Origin of the sequence: Microbacterium sp. NPDC056569 (assembly GCF_042793475.1) — a bacterium.
GTDB lineage: Bacteria > Actinomycetota > Actinomycetes > Actinomycetales > Microbacteriaceae > Microbacterium.
The window spans coordinates 374,881-392,777 of record NZ_JBHTUV010000002.1 but is presented as its reverse complement, the minus strand read 5'-3'; the positions used below and the strand labels follow the sequence as shown (position 1 = coordinate 392,777).

Sequence of the window (17,897 nt, the reverse complement as noted above, 5' to 3'; positions counted from 1 at the left end):
CTCGGGCGATGCGGGTCAGCGCCGCTCGGCCGCGAGCTCCCGGCGCACCTCGTCGCGCAGCATCCCCTGGTTCTCGGGATCGGGCGCCGCCCCCAGCAGCGTGCGCGTGTACTCGTGCTGCGGGTCGAGGATGACGGTGTCGGCCGGCCCGCGCTCGACGATGTCGCCGCGGAACATCACCAGGATCTCGTCGGAGAAGTGCCGCGCCGTGGCGAGATCGTGCGTGATGTAGAGCACCCCGAGGTGGTCCTCGCGCTGCAGCTGCGCCAGCAGGTTCAGCACCCCGAGGCGGATCGACACGTCGAGCATCGACACGGGCTCGTCGGCGATGATGAACTGCGCGCCGGGGGCGAGCGCGCGGGCGATCGCGACGCGCTGGCGCTGGCCTCCTGACAGTTCGTGCGGCCGGCGCTCCGCCATCTTGTCGCTCGGCGTGAGCCTCACCCGGTCGAGCAGCTCGAGCACGCGTCTGCGCACCTCTGCCTTGCCCATCCCCGGGTTGTGGATCCGCAACGGGCGCTCGAGGTGGTGCTCGATCGAGTGGAACGGGTTCAGCGAGGCGAACGGATCCTGGAACACCATCTGCACGTCGCCGCGGTACGCCGCGACCTCGCGGCTGCGGCCGCCGGCGGCCTTGCCGTCGAGCAGGATCTGGCCGCTCGTGGGGGTCTCGAGCCGCGCGAGCATCCTCGCGATCGTGGACTTGCCCGATCCCGACTCCCCCACCAGCGCGATGGTGCGACCGGCTTCGAGCGTGAAGGACACGTCCTTCACGGCGTGCAGCGTCGAGAACTTCAGGCCGTTGCGCAGCCGGAAGTCTTTGAGCAGGTTCCGGGCCTCGAGCGTGCGGGGCCCGCCCGCGGTGGGACTCTGGGCGCTCATGCGGCCCCTCCTTCGAGCGTCATGCTCCCCGCCGGGCCCAGCGTCGCCGAGATCGGCTGGTGCCCGGTGCGCACGAAGTCGCCGCGGTCGCCGCGCAGGCTCGGGAAGCTGGAGAGCAGCTTCTTCGTGTACTCGTGCTGCGGCCGCCGGTAGATGTCGGTCGCGGTGCCGAGTTCGACGATCTCCCCCTGCAGCATCACCGCGATGCGGTCCGAGATCTCGATGAGCATCGGCAGGTCGTGCGTGATGAAGACCACCGCGAACCCGAGCCTCTCGCGCAGGCGCATGATCTCGCGGATGATGCCGCGCTGCACCACCACGTCGAGGGCCGTGGTCGGCTCGTCCATGATCATCACCTGCGGGTCGAGCGCCAGTGCCATCGCGATCATGACGCGCTGACGCATGCCGCCCGACAGCTCGTGGGGGAAGCTCGTCAGGCGCTTCGGGTCGACGCCCACGAGTTCGAGCAGCTCCTCGCTGCGCTGCTGCTTCTGACGCTTCGACATCTCCGGTCGATGCGTGGTGAACACGTCGAACAGCTGCGCGCGGACGTTGATGACCGGGTTCAGCGAGTTCATCGCCCCCTGGAACACCATCGAGACCTTGTCCCACCGGAAGCGCCGCAGGTCCTCGTCGGCCAGCCCGACCACGTCGATGTCCTCGCCGGAGCGGTCGTGGAACACGATGTCACCCGCGGTCATCAGGGCCGGCGGCTTGAGCAGCCGATTGATGCCGTAGGCCAGGGTCGACTTGCCGCAGCCCGACTCGCCGGCGAGGCCGAGGATCTCGCCGCGGTTGAGGGTGAGCGAGACGTCGCGCACCGCTCTCACCGGCGGCTCGACTTCGTACTCGATCGAGACGTTCCTCGCCGTGAGGACGGCTTCGCCGTTCATGCCTCGGCTCCGTTCGTGACGTGGCTCGACTCGACGCCCCGGCCGGCGCGCTCGGCCTTGCGCACGCGGCGGGCGTTCTCGGGCGCGAGCCGCAGCTTCGGGTTGATGATCTCGTCGATCGAGAAGTTGATGAGTGACAGCCCCGCCCCGAGCAGCGCGATCATGAGGCCCGGCGGGACGAACCACCACCAGGCGCCGGTGCCGAGCGCCTGACCGCTCTGCGCCTCGTTGAGCATCGTCCCCCACGTGATCGACCCGGTCGGGCCCAGGCCGAGGTACGACAGGCCGGCCTCGCCGAGGATGGCGAAGATGATGGCGAACAGGAACTGTGCGGCCAGCAGTGGCAGCAGGTTCGGCAGGATCTCGACGCGGATGATGCGCGCGGTCTTCTCCCCCGCGACGCGGCTCGCGGCGACGTAGTCCCGCGAGCGGAGCGATCGCGCCTGCGCCCGCAGCACCACGGCGGATCCTGCCCAACCGGTGATGCCAAGGACGACGGCGACCATGAGCCAGCTCCGCCCAGGGACGTACGCCGCGATCACCATGACCAGAGGAAGCCCGGGGATGACGAGCATGATGTTCGTGAAGAGCGACAGGATCTCGTCCCACCAGCCGGCCTTGTAGCCGGCGATGATGCCGAACACGATCGACAGCACCAGGGCGATGACGCCGGCGACGATGCCGACCATGAGCGACCCCCGGGCACCCCAGGCGAGCTGGGCGAGCACGTCGTAGCCGAGCTTGGTCGTGCCCAGGAGGTGCTCCGCGCTCGGCGGTGACAGGGCCGGGTTGTCGGAGTCGCGCGGATCCTGGGTGAGCAGCGGCGCGAGGATCGCGAAGAGCACGATCCCGCCCACGATGACGAGGCCCAGCACGAGCTTGAGCGACATCCTCGGGAGCAGCTGGCGGAATCCGCGTCGTGCGGCGCGGGCCTCGTCGCGCGCGGCCTCGACGTCGGCGTCGACGGGCGGCGTCATGATCGCGCCGGGCGCGATGATGGCCGGGTCGATCGTGCGATCGGACATCGTCTCGGGGACGGCGTCGTACTCGGTCAGCGACGCTTCGGTCACTTCGGCCCTCTCAGACATTGTGGCGCGCCCTCGGGTCGATGAATCCGTAGACGACGTCCATGATGAAGTTCGCCGCCAGCACCGCGACGGTGATCACGAGGAACACACCCTGCATGAGCGCGTAGTCGCTGTTGCCGATGGCCTGGATCATGAGCTTGCCGATGCCGGGGTACGTGAACACCTGCTCCATGACGATGGAGCCGGCCACGACGAATCCGAGCGCGATGCTGAAGCCCGCGATCGAGGGGATGGCGGCATTGCGCGTCGCGTAGGTGCGGAGGATCCGCAGCGGCTTGAGGCCCTTGGCCTCGGCGGTGACGATGTAGTCCTCCGACACCGTCGAGACCATCATGTTGCGCATGCCGAGGAGCCACCCGCCCACGGAGCTCAGCACGATCGTGAGGGCGGGCAGGAAGCCGTGGTAGACCGCGCTGCCGATGAATGCCCAGCTCCACTCCGGGCCGTCGGGGAACTCCCACACGTCGTACCCGCCGAAGATCGGGAACCATCCCAGCGCGACGGAGAAGATCGCGACGAGCACGAGCGCGAGCCAGAAGTAGGGGATGGACTGGAGCACCGTCGTGAACGGCACCAGGTGGTCGACCCAGGTCCCGCGGCGCCAGCCGACCCACGCGCCGATGCCGACGCCGAGGACGAACGAGATGACGGTGGAGAGGCCGACGAGGATCACCGTCCACGGCAGCGCCGCGGCGATGAGGTCGGTGACCGGGGCCGGGTACTTCGTGATGGAGACGCCGAGGTCTCCCTGGAGCATCCGGCCCCAGTACGCGATGTACTGCTCCCACATCGACGAATCGTCGCCGCCGAGGAGGGCCTTGATGTTGCGCACCGTGGTCTCGCTGAGCTCCCCGCCGGCGCGCTGCATCTTCGCGAGGAGGATGTCGGCGGGGTCGCCGGGCAGAAGCCTCGGCAGGAGGAAATTGAGGGAGATCGTCGCCCAGAGTGTCACCACATAGAACGCGATCCGCCGCGCATAGAACTTCATCGCAGCCTGCTCCTCCGTGCCGCGGCTTCTGCCCGGTTCCGCATTACTTCACCGGCTCCAGGTGCTGGAGGACGTAGCCGGCCGCCACCGAGCCCCACGCGGGCGGGAAGGCGTACAGGTCGTCCTCCGTCGGCCAGCCCGTGAAGTCCTTCGTGTTGAAGAACGTCTGGGTGGCGTTGATCACCAGCGGGATGTACGGCAGGTCGCGCACGATCTCGGTCTGCAGCGTGGCGTACGCCTGCTGCTTCGCGGCCTCGTCGTTCGTGGCGGCGGCCGCGGCAACGGCCTCGTTCACGATCGGGTTGTCGTAGCGGCTGAAGTTCCAGCGGCCCGCGGGGACCTCCTCGCCGACCTGCGAGGTGGACTCGCCGGCGAACCAGTCCTTGTAGATCTGGAACGGGTCGGCGACCGAGGTGCCGATGACGCCGCCCATGATCAGCTGGTACTCGCCGGTCTGGCGCGCGTCCGAGAACTCCTGCCACTGCACCGTCGAGGCGTTGACCTTGATGCCGGCCTCCGCGGCCTGCTCGCTGATGAGCTTGGCCGCGTCGTTGTAGTCGGTCCAGCCGTCGACCGAGATGAGGCTCAGCTCGATCGGGGCGCCGTCCTTGCCGTAGAAGCCGTCGCCGCCCTTGGCGTAGCCGGCGGCCTCCAGGATCGCGCCGGCGGCAGCGGCGTCGGGCGACTGCGGGCTGACCTCGTTGGCCGGGTCGGCGACCCACTTCTGGTCGCGCGGCAGCAGGGCGAAGGTCGGCGAGATGTCACCGGTCAGGCCGACGAACGCCTTCTCCTTGATGGTGCCGCGGTCGATCGCGACGTTGAGCGCCTGGCGCACGGCCAGGTCGGTCTGCGGCCCCTCGCAGCCCAGCTCCGCGTTCGAGCAGGTGTAGAGCACGGTCGGGTCCTGCGGGGTGTTCAGCATGCTGATGACGCCGTTCGACGTCACCGAGTCGGGGTTCGGCACGAACATGCCGGTCCAGTCGAGCTCGCCCGCGGTGAGCAGGTCCTGGGCGGACTGGTTCGCGTCGATGCCGATGTACTGCACCTTCTTGATGGCGGGGACGCCCTCGTCGCGGAAGTTCTCGTTCGCGACGACGGTGTACGAGGCATCCGTCACCTTGTCGACGGTGTACGGACCGGTGCCGACCGGCTCCTCGTCGGTGAATGTGGTGTAGTCGTCGACCTCCGACCAGATGTGCTCGGGGAGCATCCACGTGGTGCCGAGGATCTGGAACTCGTTCGTGAACTGCGGCGTCTCGTAGGTCAGCACCACCGTCGTGTCGTCGGTCGCCTCGGCGGAGATCAGACCGTCGCGGTGGTTGGGCTCGTAGTTGAACGTGAAGGCGGCGTCCTCGGCGGTGAAGTCCTCACCGTCGTTCCACTTCACGCCGTCCTTGAGCTTCACCGTGATGACGGTGCCGTCCTCGTTGTACTCGAAGCTCTCACCGAGCATCGGGGCGGGTGCGTCGTCCGCGGTCTTGTTGTAGAAGAACAGCGGCTCGTAGATCGGGCCGAGCGCAGCGTGCAGGACGCTCGGCGAGAAGGGGTTGAAGTTCGCCTCGATGGGGGTCTGGCTGCCGGCCCAGACCCGCAGCGTGCGGCCGTCGGAATCGCCGCTGTCGTCGCCACCGCCACTGGCGCAGCCCGACAGGCCGAGACCGAGGATCGCTGCCCCGGCGACGGCGATGAGCGCCCCTCGGCGCTTCGCGTTTCGAATCATCGTTGGTTCTTTCTCTCTCGTGCGGCATTGCAGGGAGGAGTGCGCGGGCACCCGGTGCATTCATTAAGTACTGAGCCTTAACAAATGTTTGAACGTAAACCTAACAAACATTCCCGTCCCTGCGCACCCTCAGAACGCGCTGCGCACGTCACGTCTTGGCAACGGTTCGCTCGTGCGGACGTCGCGAGGGCACGTGTTACGGCGGAGGTTTGGCTTCTGGTCAGAGTGACACTATGATCGAACCGACAGTTAGAGTCACTATGACCAGAACAGCACCTGACCCCCGCTCCCCCGGCACTCCGGCCGACACCGACGCGATCCGCGTGGCGGTGTCGACCGTGATCTTCTCGCTGCGCCGGCTCCCCGGCAGCGACGCCGTCCAGGTCGTGCTGCCTCTCGTGCGCCGCACGCGCGACCCTCACGAGGGCCAGTGGGCGCTTCCCGGCGGATGGCTCGACGCGAGGGAAGGACTGGATGCCGCAGCATCCCGCACCCTCGCGGAGACGACCGGGCTGGCACCGAGCTATCTCGAGCAGCTGTACGCGTTCGGCGCGGTGGACCGCTCGCCGACACGCGTCGTGTCGATCGTGTACTGGGCTCTGCTGCGCGCGGACGAGATCACCGCCGACGACTCCGAGCCCGATCTGGCTATAGAGAACGTCCAGTGGTTCGATGCGGCCGCCCTCCCCGAGCTCGCCTTCGATCACAACCAGATCGTCGACTACGCGCTGTGGCGCCTGCGCAACAAGGTCGGCTACAGCCGCATCGCGCACGGGCTCCTCGCCGACGAGTTCACGCTCGCCGACCTGCGCGAGGTGTACGAGGCGATCCTCGGCCGGCGCCTGGACCCCGCGAACTTCCGTCGCCAGGTCGAGAACTCCGGCACCCTCATCCCCACCGACCGCTTCCGCACCGGAAGCCACCGACCCGCGCGGCTCTACCGCTACAACCAGGACGTCGAGCTCGCCGACCGCGGCCCGCTCGACACCCGCCACTGAATCACCCGAACGGAGCGCCCGACATGCCTGCCGTCAACATCACCCTCCAGCCGCCGCCGGCGCTCGATGCGTCCGTCGACCACGCCATCCAGGCGATCGTCGCCGGCGCCGCGGTCGGCGAGACCTGCAACACCGACCTCGCCGCCGGCCCCTGGGACTTCGACACGCGTCCCGGCTACGGCCCCGGCTCGTCGATGGGCGACGTCATCCCGACCGGGGCGCCGCGTCAGGGCGAGCTGCCCCTCGAGTACCGCGACGCGTCCGAGGCCGAGCTCGACCGGCGCATCCGCGCTGCGAAGGCGAACCTCGGCGACCGCGTCGTCGTGCTCGGGCACTTCTACCAGCGCGAAGAGGTCGTCGTGCACGCCGACTACGTGGGCGACTCTTTCCAGCTCGCCAACGCCGCCCTCGAGCACCCCGACGCCGAGGCGATCGTGTTCTGCGGCGTGCACTTCATGGCCGAGACCGCGGACCTGCTGTCGCGTCCCGAGCAGGCCGTGATCCTCCCGAACCTCGCCGCCGGCTGCTCGATGGCCGACATGGCCGACATCGACCAGGTCGAGGAGTGCTGGGAGCAGCTCGCCGAGGTCTACGGCGACATGGACGAGACGGATGCTGACGGCCTCGTGCCCGTCATCCCCGTGACGTACATGAACTCCTCTGCCGCGATCAAGGGCTTCGTCGGCCGGCACGGCGGCATCGTCTGCACGTCGTCGAACGCGCGGACGGTGCTGGAGTGGGCGTTCCAGCGCGGACGCCGCGTGCTGTTCTTCCCCGACCAGCACCTCGGTCGCAACACGGCGAAGGCGATGGGCGTCCCGCTCGAGCAGATGCCGATGTGGAATCCGCGCAAGCCGCTGGGCGGGGCATCCGTCGACCAGCTCGCCGACGCCCGCGTCATCCTGTGGCACGGCTTCTGCTCCGTGCACCGCCGCTTCTCCGTCGACCAGATCGACAAGGCGCGCGCCGAGCACCCGGGCGTGCGGGTCATCGTGCACCCGGAGTGCCCGATGGAGGTCGTCGACGCCGCGGACGAGGCGGGCTCGACCGACTACATCCGCAAGGCGATCGAGGCCGCCACCGAGCCCACGACGTTCGCGATCGGCACGGAGGTGAATCTCGTGCAGCGTCTCGCCGCGGACCACCCGCAGCACACGATCTTCTGTCTCGACCCGGTCGTCTGCCCCTGCTCGACGATGTACCGCATCCACCCCGGCTACCTCGCGTGGGTGCTCGAGGGCCTCGTCGCGGGCGAGGTGCGCAACCGCATCACCGTGCCGGACTCGGTCGCGGCTCCGGCTCGCGTGGCCCTGGAACGGATGCTGGCGGCCAAGCCCCCGGCAGCTCCCGCGGCCGCGTGGGAGAACGCGTCATGACCCGCGCCGTCGTGATCGGCTCGGGCATCGCGGGGCTCCTCACCGCGCTGCACGCCGTCGAGCGCGGCTGCCGGGTGACCCTCGTCACCAAGGATGTGCTCGAGCACGCCAACACCCGGTTCGCCCAGGGCGGCATCGCCGGCGTCATGTTCGACGACGACCGCGCCGACGACCACCTGCGCGACACGCTGGTCGCGGGCGCCGGTCTCGGCGACCCGGCGGCGGTCCGGGTGCTGGTCGAGGAGGGGCCCGCACGCATCCGCGAGCTGATCGACCTCGGCGTCGCGTTCGACCGCGACGACACGGGCGGGTTCGTCAAGGGCCTCGAGGCCGCGCACTCGTACCCGCGCATCCTCCACGCCGGTGGCGACGCCACCGGCACCGCGATCGAGAAGGCGCTCGTCGCGCGCCTGCACGCGAGCGACGTCGCCGTCGTCGAGCACGCGTTCCTCATCGACCTCGTGGTGACGGACGGTCGCGTCACCGGGGTGGAACTGCTGGTCGGCGAAACGGATGCGGCGGCCGGCCGCCGCGAGATCATCGAGGCGGACGCGGTCGTGCTCGCCACCGGCGGCGCCGGCGAGCTCTACTCCCACTCGACGAACCCCGAGGTGGCGACCGGCGACGGAATCGCCGCGGGGATCCGGGCCGGAGCCGCGGTCGCCGACCTCGAGTTCTTCCAGTTCCACCCGACCGTGCTGGAAGGCAGGGCTGACGCCGCCGGCCTGGCGGTGCGTGACTCGTTCCTCGTGTCGGAGGCGGTGCGAGGCGAGGGTGCGACGCTGATCGACGAGCACGGGCGCCGGTTCGCGTTCGACGCGCATCCCGACGGCGAACTGGCTCCGCGCGACGTGGTCGCCCGAGCGATCGCCCAGCAGATGGAGCTCCAGGACGGGCGGCCGGTCTTCCTGGATGCGACGCGCATCCACTCGGACGACACCGAGGAGCGCGCGGCGTTCCTCGCCCGCCGATTCCCCACCATCGACCGCGCCGTGCGCGAGCGCGGCCTCGATTGGGCGCGCGCGCCGATCCCGGTGACCCCGGCCGCGCATTACCTCATGGGCGGCGTCCGCACCGACCTGTTCGGCCGGACCACCCTCCCCGGCCTCTACGCGGTGGGCGAGGTCGCCCGCACCGGCGTGCACGGCGCCAATCGTCTCGCCTCCAACTCGCTGCTCGAGGGCGCCGTGTTCGGCGCACGTGCGGGCGATGGCATCGCCGAGGACGCGGCATCCGGAATCTGGCCCGTCGCCGCCGGCGGCACCCCTGCCGGAGCGTCCGACCGCTCCCCTGTCACGGAGAGCCCTTCGCCCTGGCAGATCGTGACAGGGGAGCAGGAAGAGTCATGGTCCCCGGGGGCGCCGGCGCGCGTCGACGCGCCAGCGTTCTCCCGCGCAGCGCTGCAGCAGCTCCTCTGGGACGACGCCGGACTCGTGCGAGACGAGGCGGGCCTCGGGCACGCGGCATCCGTCATCGCTGCCTGGCGGGCGCAGCAGCGCACGCCGGTGACCGAGCACGAGCTCGAGGACGAGAACCTGCTGCTCGTCGCGGAGCACCTCGTCGCGGCCGCACTCGCCCGCCGCGAATCGGTCGGCGCGCACTTCCGCTCGGACGGGACGCCTGCGGAGGCTCCCGCCCTTCTCGCCGCAGCTCGCAGCGCTAGCGCTGCCGCGCGCGCCCACGCCACCGACCCCTCGAAGGAGCCCGTCGCATGCTGACCCGCGCCGTGATCGACCGGGCCGTCGCCGCCGCCCTCGAAGAGGACGCGCCGTGGGGCGACCTCACCAGCGAGGCGCTGATCCCCGAGAACGCCGTCGCCCGTGCCGAGCTGGTGGCGCGCGAGCGCGGCGTGTTCTCCGGCGGCGAGGTGTTCGAGGCGGCGTTCCGCCTCACCGACCCCACGATCGACGTCGAGCTCGTCGTCGAGGACGGCGAGTGGTTCGAACCGGGCGCCGTCCTCGCCGTCGTGACGGGTCCTGCGCGCGGCGTGCTCACGGCCGAGCGGATCGGCCTCAACTTCGTGCAGCGCATGTCGGGGATCGCGACGCTCACCGGCGCCTACGTCGCCGAGGTCGTGCACACCGGCGCCCGCATCGCCGACACGCGCAAGACGACGCCGGGGCTGCGGGCGTTCGAGCGCCAGGCCGTGCGCGACGGCGGCGGACGCAACCATCGCCACTCCCTGTCGGACGCGGTCATGGCCAAGGACAACCACCTCGCCGTGCTGGCGCAGAAGGGGGTTCCTCCCACCGCGGCGCTGCTCGCGGCCAAGGATCTCCTCCCCCACACGACGCACATCGAGGTCGAGGTCGACCGGCTCGAGCAGATCGAGCCGGTGCTCGCCGCCGGCATCGGCACGATCATGCTCGACAACTTCTCGCTCGACGACCTCCGTGCGGGCGTCGCCCAGGTGGCGGGCCGCGCGACGGTCGAGGCATCCGGCGGGGTCTCGCTCGAGACCGTGCGCGCGATCGCCGAGACCGGCGTCGACGTCATCTCGGTCGGCGCCCTCACGCACTCCGCCCGCGCCCTCGATCTGGGGCTCGACGTGCGGATCGACGCCGCCTGACCCGCCCAGGGAGCACCCGATGAGCATGCTCTACCTCGACAATGCCGCGACCACCCCGGTCCGTCCCGAGGTGCTCGAGGCGATGATGCCGTACCTCACCCGCTGGTACGGCAACGCGTCGAGCCATCACACGGTGGGCGAGGCGGCGGCCGACGCGCTCACCGACGCACGCTCACGCGTCGCCCGCGTGCTCGGCCTGCGCGCCGGCGACATCGTCTTCACCTCCGGCGGGACCGAGGCCGACAACCTCGCGATCAAGGGCATCGCGATCGCCGCGGCGCTGCGTCGCGAAGACCGTCGCGCACACGTCGTGACGACGCCCGTCGAGCACGAGTCGGTGCTCGAGTCGGTCGGCTACCTCGAGCGCGTGCACGGGTTCGCTGCGACCCGCGTGCCCGTCGACGAGCACGCGCGGGTGTCGGCGGATGCTGTCGCCCACAGCCTGCGCGACGACACGGCGCTCGTGAGCATCGGGTACGCCAACAACGAGGTCGGGACGGTCCAGGATGCTGCGGCCCTGGCCGCCGTCGTCCGCGAGCGGCGCGTCCCGCTCCATCTCGACGCGGTCCAGGCCGCGGGGTGGCTCACGCTGTCGGCCGACGAGCTCGGATACGACGCGATCTCCCTCGCCGGACACAAGCTGGGCGCGCCGAAGGGCACGGGCGTGCTCGGCATCCGCGGCCGCATCCCGATCGAGCCCCTGCTGCACGGCGGCGGGCAGGAACGCGGCCGCCGCAGCGGGACCGAGGACGTCGCGGGCGCCGTCGGGTTCGCCACGGCCCTGGAGCTCGCCGAAGCGGAGCGGGTCGAGGCATCCGCTCGCGTGTCGTCCATCCGCGACCGCTTCATCGCCCGCGTCCTCGAGCAGGTGCCGTCGGCCCGGCTGACGGGCGACCCGGTCCACCGCCTCGCGGGCACCGCCAGCTTCACGTTCGCGGGGACGAGCGGCGAAGCCGTGCTCCTCGAACTCGAGCGGCGCGGTGTCGTGTCGTCGAGCGGATCGGCGTGCGCCGCGGGCAGCGACGAGCCCTCGCACGTGCTGCTCGCCATGGGCATCGCCCCGGAGGTCGCGCAGACCGCGGTGCGGTTCACCTTCCCGCGATGGCTGAACGCACCGCTGGATGCGGTGGCCGACGCGATCGAGGCGTCGGTCGCCGCGGTGTGCGCGCCGGGCGGCTGACCTCGCCGCGAGACAGGGCGTCATACCCGTCCTCGCCGGAGCCGTGCCGTGCGGGGCGACCGTAGGATCGGGACGTGCCCCCCGCCGTGACCGTCATCGTCCCTGGCTACGACGTGGCCCTCTATGCCGCCGAGGCGCTCGACTCGCTGCGCGCGCAGACGCGTGATGACTGGGTCGCGATCCTCGTCGACGACGCCTCGACGGACGCGACCGGTGCCCTGTTCGACGCCGCGGCCGCCGCCGACGAGCGGTTCCAGGTGGTGCATCACGGCGAGCACAGCGGGCTGGGCGCAGCGCGCAACACCGCCCTCGACCTCGTCCGCACCCCGTTCGTCGGGTTCCTCGATGCCGACGACCGCCTCACGCCCACCGCCCTCGAGCGGCTCGTCGGCACGGTCGCCGCCAGCGGCAGCGACTTCGCGCTCGGCGCGTACGTGCGGCTGCGCCCGGACAGCGCCGGCGGCTACGAGGCCGGCAGCGTGCAGCCCTGGGTCGCCGCCGCGACCGACCCCGCGCGCATCGGCACCACCCTCGAGGAGCACCCTGAGGCCTCCGGCAACATCGTCGCGTGGTCGAAGGTGAGCCGCACCGATCTGTGGCGGCGCACCGGGCTGCGGTTCCCCGTCGGCAAGGCGTACGAGGACCAGATCGTGGCGCAGCAGATGTACACGCGCGCCCGCGCCTTCGATGTCATCCCCGACGTCGTCGTCGAGTGGCGCGAGCGCGCCGACGGTTCCTCGATCACCCAGCACAAGGGCGAGCTCCCCGTGCTCCGCGACTACCTCGAAGCGCTCAGCGGAGGCATCGCAGTGCTGGATGCCGCCGGCCGGCCACGGGCCGCGGCATCCCGCGTCCGCCTCATCCTGGCGATGGACCTGCCGCCGCTCGTCGACCTCGCGCGCGACCACACCGACCACGCCTATCGGCGCGAGCTCGGCGCGTTCGCGCGCACGCTGTGGTCGCGCGCCGACGGGGTCGCCCTGTCTGAGCCCGCCGCGACGGCGCTCGCCGCCGCGCGCCTGTGGTGACGCCGTCCGCACATCGCCCGGACGCGATCAGTCCTCGCGCCACTCCGGATCGCCGACGCTGCCGCGACCGGCCGCGAGGACTTCCTCGGCGGTGATGACGGCCGCATCCGGTGCGGTGTCGGCCCGGCGACCGGGGTGGTCGGCGGGCGGCTCGGAGTCCTCGGCCTCGAGGATCCGGGTCGTCGCGAGCTGCTGCGCGGCGAGCTCGGCGTAGAGCCCGCCTTCCGCGAGCAGCGAGGCGTGCGTACCCGACTCGACGATGCGCCCGGCTTCGACGACGTGGATGACGTCGGCCGCGATCACGGTCGACAGACGGTGCGCGATCGACAGTGTGGTGCGCCCGCGTGCCGCGGCATCCAGCGCCTCCTGCACGACCCGCTCCGACACGGTGTCGAGGGCCGACGTCGCCTCATCCAGCAGCAGCACCGGCGGGTCCTTGAGGAGCACGCGCGCGATCGCGATGCGCTGCTTCTCGCCGCCCGACAGCCGGTACCCGCGCTCGCCGACGACGGTGTCGTAGCCCTTCTCAAAGCGCTGGACCACGTGATGGATGTTCGCCGCGAGGCAGGCGGCCTCGATCTCGGCGTCGGTCGCATCGGGCTTCGCGTAGCGCAGGTTCTCGCGGATCGTGGCGTGGAAGAGGTACGTCTCCTGCGAGACGATGCCGACGTTGTCGACGATCGACTCCTGGCTGAGGCGGCGCACGTCCTCGCCGGCGAACAGCACGGAACCGCTGGACGCCTCGTACAGGCGGGGCGTCAGATACAGCACGGTCGTCTTGCCGGCGCCCGAAGGCCCGACGAACGCGACGTGCTGACCGGGCTCGGCGGTGAACGAGACGCCCTGGAGCGTCGCGCGGGCGTCTGCCGCGGCATCCGGGTAGCGGAACACCACGTCGCGGAACTCCACGCGGCCGAGCGGCCCTCGCGCATCCGCGACGTGGATCGCGTCCGGCGCGTCGCGGATGGCCGGCACGAGGTCGAGGTACTCGAAGATGCGGGCGAACAGCGCCGACGACGTCTGCAGGTCGAGCGAGACGCGCATGAGACCCATCAGCGGCATCAGCAGGCGCGCCTGCACCGTGGTGAAGGCGACGATCGTGCCCGCGGTGATGGCATCGGTGCCGCCGCCGATCAGGTAGCCCGACACCAGGTAGATGATCGCCGGCACGCTCGCCATGATCACCTGGACGACGGCGAAGAAGCCCTGGCCGCTCATGGCGCGCCGCACCTGCAGCCGCACCTGGTTGACGTTCTCGTCGGCGTACCGCGCGGACTCCGTGCGCTGGCGGTTGAAGGACTTCGACAGCAGGATGCCCGAGACGCTCAGCGTCTCCTGCGTGATGGCGGTGAGCTCCGACAGCGACTCCTGCGTCTCGCCGGCGATGCGCGCGCGCACCTGGCCCACACGGCGCTGCACCAGGATCAGGAACGGCATGAGAACGACGGCGATGATCGTGAGCCGCCAGTCGATGAGGATCATGGCGACGAGCGAGGCGACGACGGTCACCGTGTTGCCGAGGATGCTCGTCACGGTGTTCGTGAGCACCCCCGAGACACCGCCCACATCGTTCTGCAGGCGCGACTGGATGACGCCGGTCTTGGTGCGCGTGAAGAAGCCGAGCTCCATCGACTGCAGGTGGTCGAACAGCTTCACCCGCAGGTCGCCGGTCACCCGGTTGCCGACTGTCGACGTGAGCCACGTCTGCACCACGCCGAGCGCCGCCGAGAGCAGGAAGAGCGCGATCATCGCGAGCACGAGCTTCCACAGAAGGGAGAGATCGGGCGGCGATCCGTCGACGGGGAAGAGCGCGTCGTCGAAGACCCGCTGGACGAGCAGCGGCGGGATGACGGCGATGCCCGCGCCCGCGACCACGAGCACGCCGGTGATCAGGATGGACCATTTGTACGGCCGGAAGAGCGCGACCACACGCCGCCCGAGATTCGGGATCTCGGGCGCCTCGGCGTTCGCGCGCCGCTGCGCCTCTGTGTCCACCGGCCGGAAGCCCGGGTGTCCTCCCCCGCCCCCACCGCCGCGCATGCTCACGTGGCCAGCCTAATCAGCGCCGCCGACGCTAGGCTCGTGGCATGACCTCCACGCCCGACCTCCCCGAGCACGACGGCAGCGACCTCGCGGAGCTCCGCGCAGAGATCGACGCCCTGCAGGCGATCCCGCACGAGGAGATCGTGAACCCGCTCCCGAAGAACCTGGAGGAGCGCGAGCCCGAGGCGGAGCCGACCGACGCGATCGGCTCCGAGAAGTGGGACGACGAAGAGCCCGCGGGCTCCGGCCGCTGACCTCGCGGCTCCCCTGATCACCGGCATCCCGTTCCTGAAGCGGGAATGGGATGTCGGAACCTGTGGTTATCTTGAAGGCTTGCCATCCTCGGGTGGCACCTCGCTGTCCATCCGAGCCTCGAGGAGACGACCTATGGCCGCCATCGAAACGACACCCGGAACCGGCAGCGTCCCCGCTGTTCCGAAAATCGCCTCGGGCGCGGCGCCCAAGCTGCGCCCCGAAGAGAGCCGCGTCATCTGGCTGCTGCTCGCCGCCGCGTTCGTCGCCATCCTCAACGAGACCACGATGGGCGTCGCGATCCCGCACCTCATCACGGACCTCGGCATCACCGCGCTTGCGGCGCAGTGGCTGACGACGGCGTTCATGCTGACGATGGCCGTGATCATCCCGATCACCGGCTTCCTCCTGCGCCGTTTCACCACCCGCACGATGTTCGTCGCCGCGATGAGCCTGTTCTCGGCGGGAACGCTCATCGCGTTCCTGTCGCCCGGCTTCCCGATGCTGCTCGTCGCACGGGTCGTGCAGGCGTCAGGCACCGCGATCATGATGCCGCTGCTGATGACGACGCTCATGACCGTGGTCCCCGCGGCCATCCGCGGCCGCATGATGGGGCGCGTCAGCATCGTGATCTCGCTCGCCCCGGCGATCGGCCCGACTCTCGCGGGGGCGATCCTCAACAGCTTCGAGTGGCGCTGGATCTTCGGCATCGTCCTGCCGATCGCGATCGTGGCGCTGGTCGTCGGCGCGCGCTGGATCCACAACCTCGGCGAGACCACGCATGCCCCCATCGACGTGCCCTCGGTCATCCTGTCGGCACTCGGCTTCGGCGGCCTGGTGTTCGGCCTGAGCCAGCTGGGCGCGGGCGGGCACGGCGGCGGAGCAGAAGCGGCGGCCGCCGCCGCCGCTTCGACCACCACGCTCATCGTGTCGCTGGCGGTCGGCGTGGTGGCGCTCGGCGTGTTCGGCTGGCGCCAGGTCGTGCTGCAGCGCAAGGACGACGCGCTGCTCGACCTGCGCGTGTTCCGCAGCGCCAACTTCTCGCTGTCGATCGCGCAGATGGCCATCATGTCGATGGCGTTCTTCGGCGCGATCACGGTGGTGCCGCTCTACCTCCAGGATGTCGTCGGCGTCGACCCGCTCACCGCCGGGCTCGTCGTCCTGCCCGGCGCTCTGGCGATGGGTCTCGCAGGCCCCGTGATCGGCCGCATCTACGACCGCTGGGGCACCACGGTGCTGCTGATCCCGGGTGCGGTGATCACCAGCGCCATGCTGTGGTTCTACACGACCTTCGGCGCGGCGACGCCGGTGTGGCTCATCGCCGTGGCGCAGACGATCCTGTCGTTCGGCCTCGCGCTGTCGTTCACGCCGCTCTTCACGGCGTCGCTCGCCTCGCTCCAGCCGAAGTTCTACTCCTACGGCTCCGCGGTCGTCGGCACCGCCCAGCAGGTCGCCGGTGCCGCGGGCATCGCGCTCATGTTCGGCGTCATGGCCGCCGCATCCTCGGCCGCGACGTCATCGGGCGCCGACGCGACCGCCGCCGGCGCGGCCGGCACGCACGCCGCTTTCCTCACGGCCGCGGTCCTCTCGCTGCCCCTCCTGGTCGGCGCGTTCCTCATCCGCAAGCCGGCCGACGCACCGATCGGCGCGCCCGGCGGTCACTGACCCAGGTATCACCCGGATGCCCCGCCCCTCGACAAGGGGTGGGGCATCCGCGATTCTGGATGCGCCCAGGACCCGAGGGAAGGCGGCACCATGATCGTGAGCACTCCGGAGATCGACGGAGCCACCGGCCACGTCGCCGAGATGTACGACGACGACCTCCGCGGAGACGGCTTCGTCTTCGGGCACACGCGTGCGATGGCGATCAATCCCGAGGCGCACCAGGCCTTCGAGGCGCTGATCCGGACCATCGTGCCGTCGATCGGCCTGCGCAACTACGAGCTCGCAACGCTCGGCGCCGCGCGCGCGATCGGGTCGGACCACTGCCTGCTCGCCCACGGCCGCAAGAGCCTGCGAGCTGGGATCCTCGATGAGGACCAGCTGGCACGCCTCGCGCGCGACGGCGCGGGCGCCGGCCTCGACGAGACCGACATGGCGGTGGTCGCCTACTCCGAGAAGCTCTCGACGGATGCTGCGGCCATGACCGACGCCGACACCCAGCGCCTGCGCGACCTCGGGTTCAGTGATCGCCAGATCGTCGACATCACGCTCGCCGCCGCCGTGCGCAACTACTTCAGCCGCGCGCTGCTCGCCCTGGCGGTGCCGGTCGACGACGTGCCGGGCCTCAGCCCGGCACTGGTGTCGGCTCTGCTCGCGCCGGCCCAGGCCGCGCGCGGCATCAGTGGTGGATGACCGCTTTGAGGAGGATGAGCACCCCGCCGAACGCGGCCGTGATGACGGCGCTCAGGATGCGCGGGAACCAGTGGGTGCTCCAGCGCGCGACCGCGATCCAGCCCAGCGTCCCGAGCAGCACGGTGTTGACGATCAGAGCGACCCAGAGGGCGGTGCTGTCCTCGATGATGCGCGTCGTGCCGAGCAGCAGGATGGCGAGCGGCGGCACCGAGGCGAGGAGCATGCCTCCGGATTGACGAGCCGAGGCCCGCAGGCTCGCGCGCAGTCCCGCCTTGCCGTCGGTGGCCGCCAGGCGTCCCAGCGTCCCGGCGAAGACGTGGGCGGCGAAGAACACGATCACCGTCACCGAAACCGTGATGAGTGCGTCGACCGAGGTGCCGGTCGAGGAGCCGCTCACGACGATCATCCCCGAGACGAGGATCAGGCCGTAGATCGCCTCCTCCGACATGAGGATGCGGCCGACCCGCGGCGTGATGTGAAGCTGTTCGTCGGTCATCGCCGGCGCGTCGTGGTGCGAGCGGAGCG

General features: G+C 70.5%; 16 protein-coding genes. 9 read left to right on the top strand and 7 right to left on the bottom strand.

Annotation, left to right across the window (positions count from 1 at the left end; all coding sequences use genetic code 11):
• Positions 1–15 precede the first annotated feature (15 nt).
• From ACFQ7C_RS04195 to ACFQ7C_RS04175, 5 genes are all read right to left on the bottom strand, one after another.
• Complete coding sequence (locus tag ACFQ7C_RS04195) at positions 16–882, bottom strand: ABC transporter ATP-binding protein (RefSeq protein WP_378898228.1); 867 nt, start codon at positions 880–882, stop codon at positions 16–18.
• Positions 879–1,775, bottom strand: coding sequence for an ABC transporter ATP-binding protein (locus ACFQ7C_RS04190; RefSeq protein WP_378898226.1), 897 nt, complete (start codon positions 1,773–1,775; stop codon positions 879–881). Before ACFQ7C_RS04190 ends, ACFQ7C_RS04195 begins: the two co-directional genes overlap by 4 nt.
• The gene (locus ACFQ7C_RS04185; protein ID WP_378898287.1) at positions 1,772–2,752 is read right to left on the bottom strand and encodes an ABC transporter permease; all 981 of its coding nucleotides are present in this window, start codon (positions 2,750–2,752) and stop codon (positions 1,772–1,774) included. Before ACFQ7C_RS04185 ends, ACFQ7C_RS04190 begins: the two co-directional genes overlap by 4 nt.
• A 103-nt stretch (positions 2,753–2,855) precedes the next feature.
• Positions 2,856–3,851 (bottom strand): ABC transporter permease, encoded by a 996-nt coding sequence (locus ACFQ7C_RS04180; RefSeq protein ID WP_378898224.1) that lies wholly within the window; start codon positions 3,849–3,851, stop codon positions 2,856–2,858.
• Positions 3,852–3,894: 43 nt separating this feature from the next.
• Positions 3,895–5,571 (bottom strand): ABC transporter substrate-binding protein, encoded by a 1,677-nt coding sequence (locus ACFQ7C_RS04175; protein WP_378898222.1) that lies wholly within the window; start codon positions 5,569–5,571, stop codon positions 3,895–3,897.
• 260 nt (positions 5,572–5,831) lie between these two features.
• Between ACFQ7C_RS04175 and ACFQ7C_RS04170 the strand changes: the two genes are divergently transcribed.
• The 6 genes from ACFQ7C_RS04170 to ACFQ7C_RS04145 all read left to right on the top strand — a co-directional run bounded on the left by ACFQ7C_RS04170 (position 5,832) and on the right by ACFQ7C_RS04145 (position 12,722).
• Positions 5,832–6,569 carry an NUDIX domain-containing protein gene (locus tag ACFQ7C_RS04170; protein WP_378898220.1) on the top strand — a complete coding sequence of 246 codons (738 nt, stop codon included), beginning with the start codon at positions 5,832–5,834 and terminating at the stop codon, positions 6,567–6,569.
• A 23-nt stretch (positions 6,570–6,592) separates the two neighbouring features.
• Positions 6,593–7,945 (top strand): quinolinate synthase NadA, encoded by a 1,353-nt coding sequence (gene nadA, locus ACFQ7C_RS04165; RefSeq protein WP_378898218.1) that lies wholly within the window; start codon positions 6,593–6,595, stop codon positions 7,943–7,945.
• Positions 7,942–9,663: an L-aspartate oxidase gene (nadB, locus tag ACFQ7C_RS04160; protein WP_378898216.1), complete on the top strand. Its 1,722-nt coding sequence runs from the start codon at positions 7,942–7,944 to the stop codon at positions 9,661–9,663. The genes nadA and nadB overlap by 4 nt, the downstream gene beginning before the upstream one ends.
• Positions 9,657–10,514, top strand: a complete 858-nt coding sequence (gene nadC / locus ACFQ7C_RS04155) for a carboxylating nicotinate-nucleotide diphosphorylase (RefSeq protein WP_378898214.1) — start codon at positions 9,657–9,659, stop codon at positions 10,512–10,514. The genes nadB and nadC overlap by 7 nt, the downstream gene beginning before the upstream one ends.
• 25 nt (positions 10,515–10,539) lie before the next feature.
• Positions 10,540–11,694: a cysteine desulfurase family protein gene (locus ACFQ7C_RS04150; protein WP_378898286.1), complete on the top strand. Its 1,155-nt coding sequence runs from the start codon at positions 10,540–10,542 to the stop codon at positions 11,692–11,694.
• A 74-nt stretch (positions 11,695–11,768) separates the two neighbouring features.
• Positions 11,769–12,722: a glycosyltransferase family 2 protein gene (locus tag ACFQ7C_RS04145; protein WP_378898212.1), complete on the top strand. Its 954-nt coding sequence runs from the start codon at positions 11,769–11,771 to the stop codon at positions 12,720–12,722.
• A 27-nt stretch (positions 12,723–12,749) separates the two neighbouring features.
• Here ACFQ7C_RS04145 and ACFQ7C_RS04140 read toward each other — a convergent pair whose 3' ends face one another.
• The gene (locus tag ACFQ7C_RS04140; RefSeq protein ID WP_378898285.1) at positions 12,750–14,762 is read right to left on the bottom strand and encodes an ABC transporter ATP-binding protein; all 2,013 of its coding nucleotides are present in this window, start codon (positions 14,760–14,762) and stop codon (positions 12,750–12,752) included.
• A gap of 47 nt (positions 14,763–14,809) precedes the next feature.
• Here ACFQ7C_RS04140 and ACFQ7C_RS04135 point away from each other — a divergent pair, with 47 nt between their 5' ends.
• The 3 genes from ACFQ7C_RS04135 to ACFQ7C_RS04125 all read left to right on the top strand — a co-directional run bounded on the left by ACFQ7C_RS04135 (position 14,810) and on the right by ACFQ7C_RS04125 (position 17,372).
• Entirely contained in the window at positions 14,810–15,019 is a 210-nt protein-coding gene (locus ACFQ7C_RS04135; RefSeq protein ID WP_378898210.1) for a hypothetical protein, read from the top strand.
• A gap of 133 nt (positions 15,020–15,152) precedes the next feature.
• A complete protein-coding gene (locus tag ACFQ7C_RS04130) occupies positions 15,153–16,682 on the top strand; it encodes a DHA2 family efflux MFS transporter permease subunit (RefSeq protein ID WP_378898208.1) in 1,530 nt (509 codons plus the stop codon).
• A gap of 90 nt (positions 16,683–16,772) precedes the next feature.
• Positions 16,773–17,372 (top strand): carboxymuconolactone decarboxylase family protein, encoded by a 600-nt coding sequence (locus ACFQ7C_RS04125; protein ID WP_378898206.1) that lies wholly within the window; start codon positions 16,773–16,775, stop codon positions 17,370–17,372.
• Here the strand turns inward: ACFQ7C_RS04125 and ACFQ7C_RS04120 are convergent.
• The gene (locus ACFQ7C_RS04120) at positions 17,359–17,868 is read right to left on the bottom strand and encodes a hypothetical protein (protein WP_378898204.1); all 510 of its coding nucleotides are present in this window, start codon (positions 17,866–17,868) and stop codon (positions 17,359–17,361) included. The two genes, ACFQ7C_RS04125 and ACFQ7C_RS04120, sit on opposite strands and share 14 nt — an antisense overlap.
• Between the last annotated feature and the right edge of the window lie 29 nt (positions 17,869–17,897).

Coding starts and splice junctions, on each gene's coding strand:
- ACFQ7C_RS04195 (WP_378898228.1), bottom strand. CDS start 882: ATGAGCGCCCAGAGTCCCACCGCGGGCGGGCCCCGCACGCTCGAGGCC.
- ACFQ7C_RS04190 (WP_378898226.1), bottom strand. CDS start 1,775: ATGAACGGCGAAGCCGTCCTCACGGCGAGGAACGTCTCGATCGAGTAC.
- ACFQ7C_RS04185 (WP_378898287.1), bottom strand. CDS start 2,752: ATGACGCCGCCCGTCGACGCCGACGTCGAGGCCGCGCGCGACGAGGCC.
- ACFQ7C_RS04180 (WP_378898224.1), bottom strand. CDS start 3,851: ATGAAGTTCTATGCGCGGCGGATCGCGTTCTATGTGGTGACACTCTGG.
- ACFQ7C_RS04175 (WP_378898222.1), bottom strand. CDS start 5,571: ATGATTCGAAACGCGAAGCGCCGAGGGGCGCTCATCGCCGTCGCCGGG.
- ACFQ7C_RS04170 (WP_378898220.1), top strand. CDS start 5,832: ATGACCAGAACAGCACCTGACCCCCGCTCCCCCGGCACTCCGGCCGAC.
- nadA (WP_378898218.1), top strand. CDS start 6,593: ATGCCTGCCGTCAACATCACCCTCCAGCCGCCGCCGGCGCTCGATGCG.
- nadB (WP_378898216.1), top strand. CDS start 7,942: ATGACCCGCGCCGTCGTGATCGGCTCGGGCATCGCGGGGCTCCTCACC.
- nadC (WP_378898214.1), top strand. CDS start 9,657: ATGCTGACCCGCGCCGTGATCGACCGGGCCGTCGCCGCCGCCCTCGAA.
- ACFQ7C_RS04150 (WP_378898286.1), top strand. CDS start 10,540: ATGCTCTACCTCGACAATGCCGCGACCACCCCGGTCCGTCCCGAGGTG.
- ACFQ7C_RS04140 (WP_378898285.1), bottom strand. CDS start 14,762: ATGCGCGGCGGTGGGGGCGGGGGAGGACACCCGGGCTTCCGGCCGGTG.
- ACFQ7C_RS04135 (WP_378898210.1), top strand. CDS start 14,810: ATGACCTCCACGCCCGACCTCCCCGAGCACGACGGCAGCGACCTCGCG.
- ACFQ7C_RS04130 (WP_378898208.1), top strand. CDS start 15,153: ATGGCCGCCATCGAAACGACACCCGGAACCGGCAGCGTCCCCGCTGTT.
- ACFQ7C_RS04125 (WP_378898206.1), top strand. CDS start 16,773: ATGATCGTGAGCACTCCGGAGATCGACGGAGCCACCGGCCACGTCGCC.
- ACFQ7C_RS04120 (WP_378898204.1), bottom strand. CDS start 17,868: ATGACCGACGAACAGCTTCACATCACGCCGCGGGTCGGCCGCATCCTC.